The organism is Aliihoeflea sp. 2WW (assembly GCF_000497755.1).
Lineage (GTDB): Bacteria > Pseudomonadota > Alphaproteobacteria > Rhizobiales > Rhizobiaceae > Aliihoeflea.
This window is the reverse complement of record NZ_AYOD01000002.1, coordinates 58,426-71,620: the sequence shown is the minus strand read 5'-3', so window position 1 is coordinate 71,620 and position 13,195 is coordinate 58,426. Positions and strand designations below refer to the sequence as shown.

Below are 13,195 nucleotides of genomic sequence, written 5' to 3'. Positions count from 1 at the left end.
AATGAGCGAAGCGACGATCCAGACCGCTCCGGTCCATCTCCATCCCGCCACCGGGCGGGACGTGGTGCTGAGCGCGCGCGACGTGACGGTTTCGTTCGGTCGGACCACCGTTCTGGAAAACCTGTCGCTCGACGTCTATCGCGGCGAAATCCTGGGCTTCATCGGGCCATCGGGCGCCGGCAAGTCGGTTCTTCTGCGCACCGTCCTCGGCCTCAATCGCAAGCAGGCCGGCACGATCGAACTCTTCGGCGTCGACATCGACAAGGTGACGGACCAGCAACGCGTCGCCATCGACATGCGCCTCGGCGTTCTTTTCCAGCATGGCGCGCTTTTCTCGGCGCTGACGGTGAAGGAGAACATTCAGGTCCCGATGCGCGAATATCTCGACCTGCCGAAGCGCCTGATGGACGAGCTGGCGATGCTGAAGCTCGAACTGGTCGGCCTGAAGCCCGACGCTGCCGACAAGTTTCCCTCCGAGCTTTCGGGCGGCATGATCAAGCGTGCCGCATTGGCGCGGGCGCTCGCGCTCGATCCCGACATCGTCTTTCTCGACGAGCCGACGTCCGGCCTAGATCCGATCGGCGCGGCCGATTTCGACGAACTGGTCGACAAGCTGCGCAACACGATGGGGCTGACTGTCTACATGGTCACGCACGACCTCGACAGCCTGTTTTCGGTCTGCGACCGCATCGCCATTCTTGGCAACAAGCAGGTGATGGTCGACGGGACCGTCGAAGAATTGATGAACTACGACGAGCCGTGGGTGCAATCCTATTTCCGCGGAAAACGCGCGCGCCAGATCGACATGTCCGCGCGCGGTTGAACGAGAGAATCTGAATGGAAACACGTGCCAATTACGTCACCGTCGGCATCTTCACGCTGGTCGCCATCCTGTCCGCCTTCGCCTTCGTCTACTGGACGGCTGCGGTCGGCGAGCGCGGCGAGACGGCGCAGGTTCGCATCCTCATTCCCGGTTCGGCTTCGGGCCTCGGGCGGGGCAGCGCGATCCTGTTCAACGGCGTGCGTGTCGGCGACATCCGCCGCGTCTATATCGATCCGCGCAACCCGGCAGCCGCGATCGCCGATGCCGAGATCGACCGGCTGACGCCCATCACCCGCTCGACGCAGGTCGATGTCGGCCTCGCAGGCCTGACAGGCCAGGCGAACATCGAATTGCGCGGCGCCAATCTCGACGAGCCGAGCCTTCTCGACGAGGCCGATGCCAACAACACCGTCGCGGAACTGACGGCGAACCCTTCGGCCGTGACCAATCTTCTGGAGAGCGCCCAGTCGATCTTCCGCCGGGCCGATTCGGTCCTGACGGAATTCGAAGGATTCGCAACCGATGTGCGCGGTCCGCTGGTCGAGTCCGCCCGCAACGCACAGCGCTTCTCCGAAGCACTCGGACGCAATGCGGAAGGCATCGACACGTTTCTGGCCAGTGTTTCCGAGCTCTCGGGAACGCTCGCAAGGGTCTCCGGCCAGCTCGAATCGACGCTCGGTGCGGCCGAAACCTTCATCGCCGCCATCGATCCCGACCGGATCAACGCCGTGGTTTCGAACGTCGAGGAATTCACCGGTGATCTGCGCGTGGCTGGCGACGGGCTTGCCAACATCATGGCCAATGTCGACCGCGCGTCCGCATCGGTCGCCGAATTGACCGAGAGCGCGCAGGGCACGTTCGCGCGCGTCGATGGCGCCGTCGCCAATGTCGAGGCGATCATCGGCGAGGTCGATCCGCAGGTGATCGGCGAGGTCGTGACCAATTTCTCCGCCGCCAGCGACACCATCCGCCAGGCCGCGGCCGACGTCTCGTCGGTGGCCGAGACCGTCAGCGGCCGTTCCGACGATATCGACGCGATCATCTCCGATGCGCGTCTTCTGGGCGAACGGCTCAACCAGGCTTCGCTTCGTGTCGATTCCGTTCTCGTGCGCGTCGACGACCTGCTCGGCTCGGGGCAGGCCGATGGCGTGATCGCCGATACGCGCGACACGCTGCGCAGCTTCCGCCAGGTCGCCGACACGCTGAACGAGCGCATCGACAGCCTTCTCGGCTCGGAAGAGACCGAAGGACTTATCGCCGATGCACGCCAGACGCTCGATGCGTTCCGCGGCATGGCGAACACGATCGACGCGCGCGTCGACGACGTGCTGGGCTCAGAAAACACGCAAGGTCTGATCGCCGATGCGAGTGCGACGCTTGCCGCCTATCGTCAGGTCGCAAACACGCTGAACCAGCAGGTGGGGGTCATTTCGGGTAATCTCTCTCGCTTCACGGGGCAGGGCTTGCGCGAGGTCGACGGACTGGTCCGCGACACGCGCCAGTCGATCAACCGCATCGAACGGGCGATCACCGATCTCGAGCGAAATCCGCAGCGCATTCTGGGCGGGGGTGCCGGCGAGGTGCGCCAGTTCGACGGACGCCAGCGCCGATGAGGGAACCAATTATGTCAAATGACAATTCTAGGGCTGGGTGTGCGCGCGCCGGTTGCATCCGCCTCGCTCAATCCATCATCTCGGGGGTCGATCTGTGACATTGCGTTTTCGTTTTCTGGCCATGGCCGGTCTCGCCCTTTCCTTGTCCGGCTGTGCGCTCCTCGGTGGAGGCCCGGCGCCGCTCGACACGTTCGAACTGACCACGACCGCCACCGCTGCAAGCGGTCCGCAGCGCGGCCGGACCCAGATCCTGATCGCCGAGCCGACCGCCCTGCAGTCGCTCGACGGTCAGGAGATCGTGATCCGCACGTCGCCCGGCTCGATCGAATATCTGTCCGGCGCGCAATGGTCGGACCGACTGCCGCGCGTCGTGCAGGTGCGGTTGTCCGAGGCGTTCCAGGCTTCCGGGCGTCTCGCGGGGGTCGGGCTGCCGGGCCAGGGACTGGCGATCGACTACCAGATCGTGACTGAAATCCGCTCCTTCGGCGTTCGCGTCGACGGCGGAGCGCGGGCCGATGTCGGGCTGTTCGTCAAGGTGCTGAACGATCGCAACGGATCGGTGCGCGCATCGCGGCTGTTCACCGCCCAGGCGCCCGTTGCCGGAACAGGCAACATTGCCTACGCCGCAGCCCTCGACCAGGCGTTCTCGCAGGCGATCAGCGAACTCGTGCCGTGGGCGATTTCGGCTATGTAGCCGCCGCTTCGCCGATACAGGCGCGGCGCGTCAGCGAACGGTTCATCGCATCGATCTGGCCGATGGCCAGATTGCGCTGCCGCACCTCCTCGGCACGCAGATCAGGAATCAGCGGACCGACGCCCATGAATCGCGATTCTGTTGCCGGCGTGCGCTGAACGGTCTGCGACACGCCATATTGTGTAGCCAGCGCGTTTCGCTCGCCGATCAGTTGCGGGCAAGGCGTATCGTCATAGCGGATCGAATTGACCACTTCCGCTTCGAGCCCTTCATTCAAGGTCGTGCAGCCGGCAGCAGCCAGCAGAGTGAAGGCGGCGACGAGTGGAACGGTCTTATGCATCGGCAGGCAGGCTCTCGTGAGTTTGGCGGCATAATGCACGGAATCCGGTCGCATTCCAGCTTGATGGCAGGACGGGATCGCGAATCCGCCGCAATCGATGCTAGAAGACGATATGCAGCGGATTCGGGGTGTTTCCGCACGCTCAGGGCAAATGCTGGAGGGAATCTTGACTTCGATGAAGCTCGCCGTCGCCGCGACGGCTCTCATTTTCGCTGCCGGGTGCACGACCGATCCGTTCACCGGTGAGCAGCGCATGTCGAATACGGCCGGCGGTGCTGCGATCGGTGCGGGCCTCGGCGCGCTCGCCGGCCTTGCCGTCGGTGGCAGCGACCGTGCACAGCGCAACGCCGTACTCATCGGCGCCGGTGTCGGCGCGCTCGGCGGCGGCGCGATCGGCAACTACATGGACCGGCAGGAAGACGAGCTGCGCCAGCAGCTTCAGGGCACCGGCGTATCGGTCACGCGTCAGGGCGACCAGATCATCCTCAACATGCCGTCCAACGTCACGTTCGATACCGATCAGGATCAGGTGCGCGGCGAATTCTACAACACGCTCAATTCAGTCGCCCTCGTCCTGCGCCGCTACGAGCAGACCATCGTGGACGTCAACGGCCACACCGATTCGACCGGCAACCCGTCCTACAATCAGGGCCTGTCGGAGCGCCGTGCGCTTTCGGTCGCGAACTATCTCAACGCGCAGGGCATCGACGGCCGTCGCTTCGCGGTCAACGGCTTCGGCGACCGCCAGCCGGTGACCTCCAACGCGACGCCGGAAGGCCGCCAGCAGAACCGCCGCGTCGAAATCTACCTCGCGCCGATCACCTGACCGAAGCAAAAAGCCCCGGATTTCCGGGGCTTTTTCTTTGCTTAGAGCGCCTTGGCGATCTTCGCCGCCAGCCGGGCGTTGTTCTCGACCAGCGCGATGTTCGTCTTGAGGCTCGCGCCATCGGTGAGTTCGAGCAGCCGGCCGAGCAGATACGGTGTCACCGCCTTGCCCGTGATGCCCTTGGGGCCAAGCTCGGCTTGCGCCTGCGCGATATGCCCGGCCATGATTTCGGCCGGAATTTCCTGGTCCTGCGGCACCGGATTGGCGATCAGCATGCCGCCGCGAAGACCGAGTTCCTGACGCGTCAGGTGGAACCCCGCGATGTCGCTCGCCTCGTCGAGGCGCAACGGAGCGGGGAGGGCAGAGCGCGACGACCAGAAGGCCGGCATGACGTCCGTGCGGTAACCGACGACCGGGACGCCGCGCGTCTCCAGCACTTCGAGCGTCTTTTCGACGTCGAGAATCGCCTTCGCGCCGGCGGAGACCACGATGACCGGCGTGCGTGCCAGTTCGTCGAGATCGGCCGAAATGTCGAAGCTCGTCTCGGCGCCCTTGTGGACGCCGCCGATGCCGCCCGTCGCAAAGACCTGGATGCCGGCGAGTTCAGCGGCGATCATCGTCGCGGCGACCGTGGTGCCCCCTGTCTTCTTCTGCGCCACGGCAAAGGCAAGGTCGGCACGCGAGAGCTTCATCACATTCCTGGCCTGCGCGAGGGCGTCGCGCTCGGCGTCGGTCAGTCCGATCTTGATTCGCCCGTCGACGATGGCGATCGTTGCCGGCACGGCGCCTTCCTCGCGGATGATCGCCTCGACACGCGCAGCCATTTCGCCATTCTGCGGATAGGGCATGCCATGCGTGATGATCGTGCTTTCGAGCGCGACGATTGGTTTTCCGGCATGCTTGGCAGCGGAGACTTCCGTGGAATAGTCGAGATAGGCTTGGCTTGGCGTCATGTCAGGCTCCGATGACTTCCGGCACGTCGGCCAGGCGTTTCAGCAATTTGGCCTCGTCGAAATCCGCGACGACGGTTTCGCTCTCGATCGTCAGCGACGCGGCGGCGATGCCATGGCGCACCGCTTCGTGGAAGTCCAGCCCTTGCAGCATGCGCGCCATCGTCACGCCGGCCAGCGCATCGCCGGCACCGGTGACGTCGCGCACGTTCCTCACATCGGGCGGCGTCAGCTTCGCAAGGCGACCTGCGTCGAGCAGGAGCAGCCCGCCGCTGCCGGCGGTGATCACGGAACGCGCAAGACCCTTCTCGGAAAGCGCACGGCCCAGAGCTTCGTCGGGTGCGCCTGCGCCAAGCCCGCTGAGCGCGCATGCCTCGTTCCGGTTCATGAACAGCATCGACAGCGACCCGAGGATCGGCTTCAACCGCTGAATTTTGGCCGGCGAGACACCGATCGCAAAAAGGGGCAGCGCCCCGATCGATCCGGCAAGCCGCTCGAGCGCGGGCTGCGGCAGGTTGGCATCGGTCAAAATGCCATCCGTACCGCCGATGGCATCGCGGAAGGGATGCCTGCGCAATTGCTTGTCGAAGGCCTGCTCGTAAAGCGCCATGTCGGCAAAGCCGCAGACGAGCTCGCCCGTTTCTTCGAGGATTGCGGTGTAGCTCGGCGTCGAGCGGTCCAGGAATGTCGCGGAAATGTCGCCGATGCCGGCGGCGATGATCGCACGCTCGACCATCTGCCCGGCGGCATCGCCGCCGCGAACCGACAGCATTGCGCCTTGCGCGCCGAGGCGACAGGCATTGCGCAACGCGTTGAACGCGCCGCCGCCGACCTCCTCGCGCATCGCACCGGGATTGGAGGCACCCGGACGATAGGGGCCTGAGACGACACCACGCCGGTCGATATGAGCGCCGCCCACGGCAAGAATCGAACATCGCCCGATCATGGCGCCACCCGCGCGCCGGCCGTCGGAATCGCGCGGGCGGGACGGCCGACGACGTTGCGGAAGAAGGAGAACATATTTCGAACCTGTCCGACTAAATCCATATATTCCAGTGACTTGACCCCGCTTGCAAAAAGGGAACAAAAAAGGTACAAAAATCTACGGGACACGGAACTGTCCATCTTCGCTGACCAGCACGGGGTATGTATCATGGCTCAGAATTCATTGCGGCTTGTAGAGGACAGATCTGTGGACAAGACAAAGGCACTCGACGCTGCGCTTTCGCAGATCGAGCGTGCGTTCGGCAAGGGCTCGATCATGCGGCTCGGCGCGAACGAGCAGGTGGTGGAAATCGCGACCATTCCCACCGGTTCGCTCGGTCTCGATATCGCACTGGGCGTCGGCGGCTTGCCGAAAGGGCGAATTGTCGAGATTTATGGGCCGGAAAGCTCGGGCAAGACGACGCTTGCGCTGCATACGGTTGCCGAAGCGCAGAAGAAGGGTGGCATCTGCGCCTTCGTCGATGCCGAGCATGCGCTCGATCCCGTCTATGCCCGTAAGCTGGGTGTCGACCTTGAAAACCTGCTGATCTCGCAGCCCGATACGGGCGAGCAGGCGCTGGAAATCTGCGACACGCTGGTCCGCTCCGGAGCGATCGACGTGCTGGTGGTCGATTCGGTCGCCGCCCTGACGCCGCGCGCCGAAATCGAAGGCGAGATGGGCGATTCGCTGCCGGGCCTGCAGGCACGCCTGATGAGCCAGGCGCTGCGCAAGCTGACCGCGTCGATTTCTCGGTCCAACACCATGGTCATCTTCATCAACCAGATCCGCATGAAGATCGGCGTCATGTTCGGGTCGCCGGAAACCACGACGGGTGGCAACGCGCTTAAGTTCTACGCCTCGGTCCGCCTCGACATCCGCCGCATCGGCTCAGTCAAGGATCGCGACGAGGTCGTCGGCAACCAGACCCGCGTCAAGGTCGTCAAGAACAAGCTTGCACCGCCCTTCAAGCAGGTCGAATTCGACATCTTGTATGGCGAGGGCGTGTCGAAGGTCGGCGAACTGGTCGATCTTGGCGTCAAGGCTGGCGTGGTGGAGAAGTCGGGCGCCTGGTTCTCCTACAATTCGCAACGTCTTGGCCAGGGTCGCGAGAACGCCAAACAGTTCCTGCGCGACAATCCGGAGGCTGCCCGCGAGATCGAACTGGCGCTTCGCCAGAATGCCGGCCTGATCGCGGAAAAGTTTCTCGAGGCAAAGCGTGATGGCGACGGCGAAGACGATGCCGATTTTGATGACGCCGCCGGCATGTAAGTCCGGGCGGTCGCGTTGACGAAGAAGGCCGTCGGATGTTCCGGCGGCCTTTTTCATTCGCATTTTGGAGGAGCCGCCGCCGCTTCGCGCAATCGGCCAGGCGTTCGGTGCTGATTTCTGGACAGCCCAATTGCCTGACGCTAAAAGGCGTTCTCTCCCGGTTTCCGCGGGCAGTCAGCACGTAAAGGTTCGCAGATGAGTGGCGTCAACGAAATCCGATCGACCTTCCTCGACTATTTCCGGAAGAACGGTCACGAGGCGGTTGCGTCGAGCCCGCTCGTCCCGCGCAACGATCCGACGCTGATGTTCACCAATGCGGGCATGGTCCAGTTCAAGAACGTCTTCACCGGGCTTGAGACGCGACCCTATTCGCGCGCGGCGACGGCGCAGAAGTGCGTGCGTGCCGGCGGCAAGCACAACGATCTCGACAATGTCGGTTACACCGCGCGCCATCACACCTTCTTCGAGATGCTGGGCAATTTCTCGTTCGGAGACTACTTCAAGAAAGAGGCGATCACGTTCGCCTGGAACCTGATCACCAGGGAATACGGCATCGATCCGACCCGTCTGGTCGTGACCGTCTACCACACGGACGACGAAGCGGCCGCGCTCTGGAAGAAGATCGCCGGGCTTGGCGACGACCGCATCATCCGCATCGCGACGAGCGACAATTTCTGGGCCATGGGCGATACCGGCCCCTGCGGCCCGTGTTCCGAAATCTTCTACGACCACGGCGAAGGCATTCCTGGCGGCCCTCCCGGCAGCCCGGATGAGGATGGCGACCGCTTCATCGAGATCTGGAACCTCGTCTTCATGCAGTACGAGCAGATTTCGAAGGAACAGCGCATCGACCTGCCGCGTCCCTCAATCGACACCGGCATGGGGCTGGAGCGCATCGCGGCCGTCCTTCAGGGCGTTCACGACAATTACGACATCGACCTCTTCAAGGCCCTGATCCGCGCTTCCGAAGAAGCGACGGGCGTCAAGGCCGAAGGCAAGAACCGCGCAAGCCACCGGGTCATCGCCGACCATCTGCGCGCGGCGAGCTTCCTCATCGCCGATGGCGTCCTGCCGTCGAACGAGGGCCGCGGCTATGTCCTGCGCCGCATCATGCGTCGCGCGATGCGGCACGCGCAGCTTCTGGGCGCAGCAGATCCGCTGATGTGGCGCCTCGTGCCTGCGCTCGTGCGCGAGATGGGCCAAGCCTATCCCGAACTCGTGCGCGGCCAGGCGCTCATCACCGAGACCCTGAAGCTCGAGGAATCGCGCTTCCGCAAGACGCTCGCGCGCGGCCTTGGCCTCCTGTCGGATGCGACCGAAAAGCTCGGTGAGGGCGACCGCCTCGATGGCGAGACGGCGTTCAAGCTCTACGACACCTACGGCTTCCCGCTCGACCTGACGCAGGACGCGCTGCGCCAGCGCGGCATTTCCGTCGACACCGACGCGTTTTCCGCGGCGATGGAGCGACAGAAGGCCGAGGCGCGCGCCAATTGGGCAGGCTCCGGCGAAGCGGCAACCGAAACCGTCTGGTTCGGCATCCGCGACAAGGTCGGCGCAAGCGAATTCCTCGGCTATGACACCGAAGCGGCCGAAGGCGTCATCGCCGCGATCGTCAAGGGCGGCACGCAGGCAGAAGGTGCTTCAGAGGGCGAAGACGTCGCGATCGTCGTCAACCAGACGCCATTCTACGGCGAATCCGGCGGCCAGGTGGGCGACACCGGCCGCATCCTGGGCGAAGGCTTCGCAATCGACGTCACCGACACGCAGAAGAAGGCCGACGGCCTGTTCGTCCATTTCGGACGCGTCGCGTCGGGTACGGTGAAGATCGGCGCTTCGGTCGAACTCAAGGTCGACGCCGCGCGCCGCGCCCGCATCCGCCGCAATCACTCCGCCACGCACCTCGTCCACGAGGCGCTGCGCGAAGTGCTCGGCACGCACGTTGCGCAGAAGGGTTCGCTCGTCGCGCCCGACCGCCTGCGCTTCGATTTTTCGCATCCCAAGCCCATCGCGCCCGAGGAACTGGCGCGAGTCGAGGAACTCGCCAACGAGATCGTGCTGCAGAACGCCCCGGTGACGACGAGGCTGATGGCCGTCGACGACGCGATCGCAGAAGGCGCCATGGCGCTCTTCGGCGAAAAGTATGGCGACGAGGTCCGCGTCGTGTCGATGGGCACGGCGCTTCATGGCGACAAAGCCGGCAAGAGCTATTCGACCGAGCTTTGCGGCGGAACGCATGTCGCCGCCACCGGCGATATCGGCATCGTGCGTCTTCTGGCCGAAGGCGCCGTGGCATCGGGCGTCCGGCGCATCGAGGCGCTGACGGGCGAAGCCGCGCGGCAGCATCTCGACGAACAGGACAAGCGCCTGAAGGCGGCAGCCGCCGCGCTGAAGGTCGCGCCGGCGGATGTCGTCACTCGCCTCGAAGCCGTTCTCGACGAGCGCAAGAAGCTCGAGCGCGAACTTGCCGACGCCCGCAAGAAGCTGGCGCTCGGCGGCGGCGCGGGTCCGGCCGGCGGGCAGGAAGCTGAGACCGTGGCGGGCGTCGGCTTCCTCGGCCGCGTCGTCTCGGGTGTGTCGGCCAAGGATTTGAAGCCGCTGGCAGACGAGGGCAAGTCGTCGGTCGGGTCCGGCATCGTCGTCTTCGTCGGCACGGATGACGGCAAGGCGAGCGTCGTCGTCGGCGTCACCAGCGATCTGACCGGCCGCTACAGTGCGGTCGATCTCGTTCGTGCCGCCTCCGCCGCAATCGGCGGGAAGGGTGGGGGTGGCCGGCCGGACATGGCACAGGCCGGCGGCCCCGACGCAGCCAATGCGGATGCGGCCATCGCCGCGGTTCGCGAAGCGCTCGCCGGCTGATTTTCGTCAGCGCACAATGAAAAAAGCCGCGGCAATGCCGCGGCTTTCGTCATTTTGAGCGTGGCCTTGCTTAGTCGTTCCAGACTTCCATCGAACCGACCGCGGCAGCATCGGCATTGAGCACGAGCTGGTTGTTCTCCCAGGCGAACTGGTCGAGCGGGATCACCATGTCCTGGTCGGCAAATCCGCCATTGCCTTCGAAGTCGACGACCAGCGCGGTCGCGGTCCCGGCTTCCGTGCCGACCACCTCTTCGACTTCGCCGACCTTCTCGCCGCCGGCATAGACGTCCCAGTCATCGATCTGGTCGACGGTGGCGTTGAACGCGGAAACCTGGACGTTGTCTTCGATCTCGACCCATGCCGTCTGGGCGAAGGCGGAGCCGGCGAGAAGGGCGGAGGAGACGAAGGCGAGGGTAACGGTCTTGGCGAACATGGATTTGCTCCTTGGCATTGATACTTGCCCTCAATGCGCGAGGCGCAGATTGGTTCGACTGCGGGCGCGCGACAAAAGAAAAGGGCGGCTCTGAAGCCGCCCCGTTCGCTTAGCCTTGGAAACTGGCCTCTAGGCCGCCATCGCCTTCTGCAGGTTCTCATCGACCTTGTCGAGGAAGCCGGACGTCGAGAGCCAAGGCTGGTCGGCGCCGATCAGAAGCGCGAGATCCTTGGTCATGTGGCCGGATTCGACGGTCTCGATGCACACGCGCTCCAGAGTCTCGGCGAAGTTCTTCAGTTCGGCATTGTCGTCGAGCTTGGCGCGGTGTGCGAGGCCGCGCGTCCAGGCGAAGATCGACGCGATCGAGTTGGTCGAGGTCTCCTGACCCTTCTCGTGCTGACGGAAGTGACGCGTGACCGTGCCATGCGCAGCTTCGGCCTCGACGGTCTGGCCGTCCGGCGTCATCAGGACCGAGGTCATCAGGCCGAGCGAGCCGAAGCCCTGCGCGACCGTGTCCGACTGGACGTCGCCGTCATAGTTCTTGCAGGCCCAGACATAGCCGCCCGACCACTTGAGCGAAGCCGCGACCATGTCGTCGATCAGGCGGTGCTCGTAGGTGATCTTCTTTTCCTTGAACTTCTCCAGGAACTCGGTCTCGTAGACCTCCTGGAAGATGTCCTTGAAGCGGCCGTCATAGGCCTTGAGGATCGTGTTCTTGGTCGAAAGGTAAACCGGATAGCCGCGCAGCAGGCCGTAGTTCAGCGAGGCGCGCGCGAATTCGCGGATCGAATCGTCGAGATTGTACATTGCCATCGCGACGCCAGAGCCCGGTGCGTCGAAGACTTCGTGCTCGATAACCTGGCCGTCCTCGCCGACGAACCTGATCGTAAGCTTGCCGGCGCCGGGGAACTTGAAATCGGTCGCGCGGTACTGGTCGCCGAAGGCGTGACGGCCGACGATGATCGGCTGCGTCCAGCCCGGAACGAGGCGCGGGACGTTCTTCATGATGATCGGCTCGCGGAAGATGGTGCCGCCGAGAATGTTGCGGATCGTGCCGTTCGGCGAACGCCACATCTTCTTGAGGCCGAATTCCTCGACGCGGGCCTCGTCCGGCGTGATCGTGGCGCATTTGACGCCGACGCCATACTTCTTGATCGCTTCGGCCGCATCGATCGTGATCTGATCGTCGGTCGCGTCGCGGCTTTCCATGCCGAGGTCGTAATATTTCAGGTCGATATCAAGGTAGGGGTGGATCAGCTTGTCCTTGATGAACTGCCAGATGATCCGTGTCATCTCGTCGCCGTCGAGTTCGACGACCGGATTTGCCACCTTGATCTTCGCCATGAGAAATGCCTCGCTGTCTGTTGGGAGAAGGCGCGACCTGAAACGGGCACGCCCGGGAATTTGCGGCCCCTATAGCATTGTGCGCCCGGAAGGCAAAGCCGCCGGGATACAGGGCTTTGGACGTAGCGCGAGGAGGTCCAGATGAGCGTCGACACTCGATTTTTCAGGTTCGATACCGGGCAGGTTTCCCTGAACGTCGCCGAGATAGGGGAGCGTGGAAAACCGCTGATCGTCTGCCTGCATGGCTTCCCCGAATATTGGGCGGCATGGGAAGGCGTGATGCGTGCGCTTGCCGGCGAGTTCCACGTCGTCGCGCCCGACCAGCGCGGTTTCAACCTTTCCGACAAGCCGCAGGGCGTGGACGCCTATCGCTCGAAGCACGTCGTCACCGATCTTGCGGCGCTCGCCGATCATTTGTCGCCCGGCCGGCCCTTCGTGCTCGCCGGCCACGACTGGGGCGCGTCGATCGCCTATGCGTACGCGTTCGCGCATCCCGACCGCCTGTCGCATCTCGTCATTGCAAATGGCGTGCACCCGGCGCTGTTCCAGCGCGCGATCTCCGACGATCCGGAGCAAAGGCGCGCCAGCCAGTATATGAACCGCTTGCGGGCGGATGGCGCCGAAGCCCGCATGGCCGAGGACGAATATCGTCGCACATTCAACATGCTGTCGGGATTTTCGAAGACGGGCTGGATGACCGGCGAGGAGCGCGCGAGGTATCTGGAGGCGTGGAGCCGGCCGGGCGCGATGACGGGAATGCTCAACTGGTACCGCGCCTCGCCGATCGCGGTTCCGGGCGTCGGCGAGCCGGCAATCCCGTCGCCGATCGACGACATGCCGCGCGAATCCTTTCTCGTCCGCATGCCGCATCTGCTGCTCTGGGGCGAGGCGGACGAGGCGTTGCGGCCGGCGACGATCGACGACCTTGGCGACTATGCACCGCAACTGACCGTCAGACGCTTTGCCGAGAGCGGCCACTGGATATTGCACGAGCAGCCGGACGCCGTGGCCGGCGCCATCCGCGACTTCGTCCGCTGACCCCTGTTCCGTTTTTTCCGCGCC

12 protein-coding genes are annotated in these 13,195 nt (G+C 64.3%); 7 read left to right on the top strand and 5 right to left on the bottom strand.

All coding sequences use genetic code 11. The annotated features are described in order from the left end of the window. Position 1 precedes the first annotated feature (1 nt). The 3 genes from ALII_RS0102580 (at position 2) to ALII_RS0102570 (ending at position 3,130) form a co-directional block, all read left to right on the top strand. Positions 2–823 (top strand): ABC transporter ATP-binding protein, encoded by an 822-nt coding sequence (locus tag ALII_RS0102580; protein ID WP_024585775.1) that lies wholly within the window; start codon positions 2–4, stop codon positions 821–823. 14 nt (positions 824–837) lie between these two features. Then, complete coding sequence (locus ALII_RS0102575) at positions 838–2,436, top strand: MlaD family protein (RefSeq protein WP_024585774.1); 1,599 nt, start codon at positions 838–840, stop codon at positions 2,434–2,436. A 121-nt stretch (positions 2,437–2,557) separates the two neighbouring features. Next, positions 2,558–3,130, top strand: coding sequence for an ABC-type transport auxiliary lipoprotein family protein (locus ALII_RS0102570; RefSeq protein WP_029660131.1), 573 nt, complete (start codon positions 2,558–2,560; stop codon positions 3,128–3,130). Here ALII_RS0102570 and ALII_RS0102565 read toward each other — a convergent pair. Next, positions 3,123–3,524: a hypothetical protein gene (locus ALII_RS0102565; RefSeq protein WP_051375751.1), complete on the bottom strand. Its 402-nt coding sequence runs from the start codon at positions 3,522–3,524 to the stop codon at positions 3,123–3,125. The genes ALII_RS0102570 and ALII_RS0102565 overlap by 8 nt on opposite strands. A 121-nt stretch (positions 3,525–3,645) precedes the next feature. Between ALII_RS0102565 and ALII_RS0102560 the strand changes: the two genes are divergently transcribed. Beyond that, complete coding sequence (locus ALII_RS0102560; RefSeq protein WP_029660130.1) at positions 3,646–4,296, top strand: OmpA family protein; 651 nt, start codon at positions 3,646–3,648, stop codon at positions 4,294–4,296. Between the two features lie 41 nt (positions 4,297–4,337). Here the strand turns inward: ALII_RS0102560 and ALII_RS0102555 are convergent, their stop codons facing one another. Both ALII_RS0102555 and ALII_RS0102550 read right to left on the bottom strand, forming a co-directional pair. Beyond that, a complete protein-coding gene (locus ALII_RS0102555) occupies positions 4,338–5,249 on the bottom strand; it encodes a pseudouridine-5'-phosphate glycosidase (RefSeq protein WP_024585770.1) in 912 nt (303 codons plus the stop codon). Between the two features lies 1 nt (position 5,250). Beyond that, positions 5,251–6,165: a carbohydrate kinase family protein gene (locus ALII_RS0102550; RefSeq protein ID WP_244437270.1), complete on the bottom strand. Its 915-nt coding sequence runs from the start codon at positions 6,163–6,165 to the stop codon at positions 5,251–5,253. Positions 6,166–6,399: 234 nt separating this feature from the next. Between ALII_RS0102550 and recA the strand changes: the two genes are divergently transcribed. Both recA and alaS read left to right on the top strand, forming a co-directional pair. Continuing rightward, positions 6,400–7,500: a recombinase RecA gene (recA, locus tag ALII_RS0102545; RefSeq protein ID WP_024585768.1), complete on the top strand. Its 1,101-nt coding sequence runs from the start codon at positions 6,400–6,402 to the stop codon at positions 7,498–7,500. A 195-nt stretch (positions 7,501–7,695) separates the two neighbouring features. After that, positions 7,696–10,356, top strand: a complete 2,661-nt coding sequence (gene alaS, locus ALII_RS0102540) for an alanine--tRNA ligase (RefSeq protein WP_024585767.1) — start codon at positions 7,696–7,698, stop codon at positions 10,354–10,356. A 70-nt stretch (positions 10,357–10,426) separates the two neighbouring features. Here the strand turns inward: alaS and ALII_RS0102535 are convergent, their stop codons facing one another. After that, a complete protein-coding gene (locus ALII_RS0102535) occupies positions 10,427–10,789 on the bottom strand; it encodes a PRC-barrel domain-containing protein (protein ID WP_024585766.1) in 363 nt (120 codons plus the stop codon). A 129-nt stretch (positions 10,790–10,918) separates the two neighbouring features. Continuing rightward, complete coding sequence (locus ALII_RS0102530; protein ID WP_024585765.1) at positions 10,919–12,133, bottom strand: NADP-dependent isocitrate dehydrogenase; 1,215 nt, start codon at positions 12,131–12,133, stop codon at positions 10,919–10,921. A 141-nt stretch (positions 12,134–12,274) separates the two neighbouring features. On the opposite strand from ALII_RS0102530, the gene ALII_RS0102525 reads away from it, so the two are divergent. Then, a complete protein-coding gene (locus ALII_RS0102525) occupies positions 12,275–13,171 on the top strand; it encodes an alpha/beta fold hydrolase (RefSeq protein WP_024585764.1) in 897 nt (298 codons plus the stop codon). The last annotated feature ends 24 nt before the right edge of the window (positions 13,172–13,195 follow it).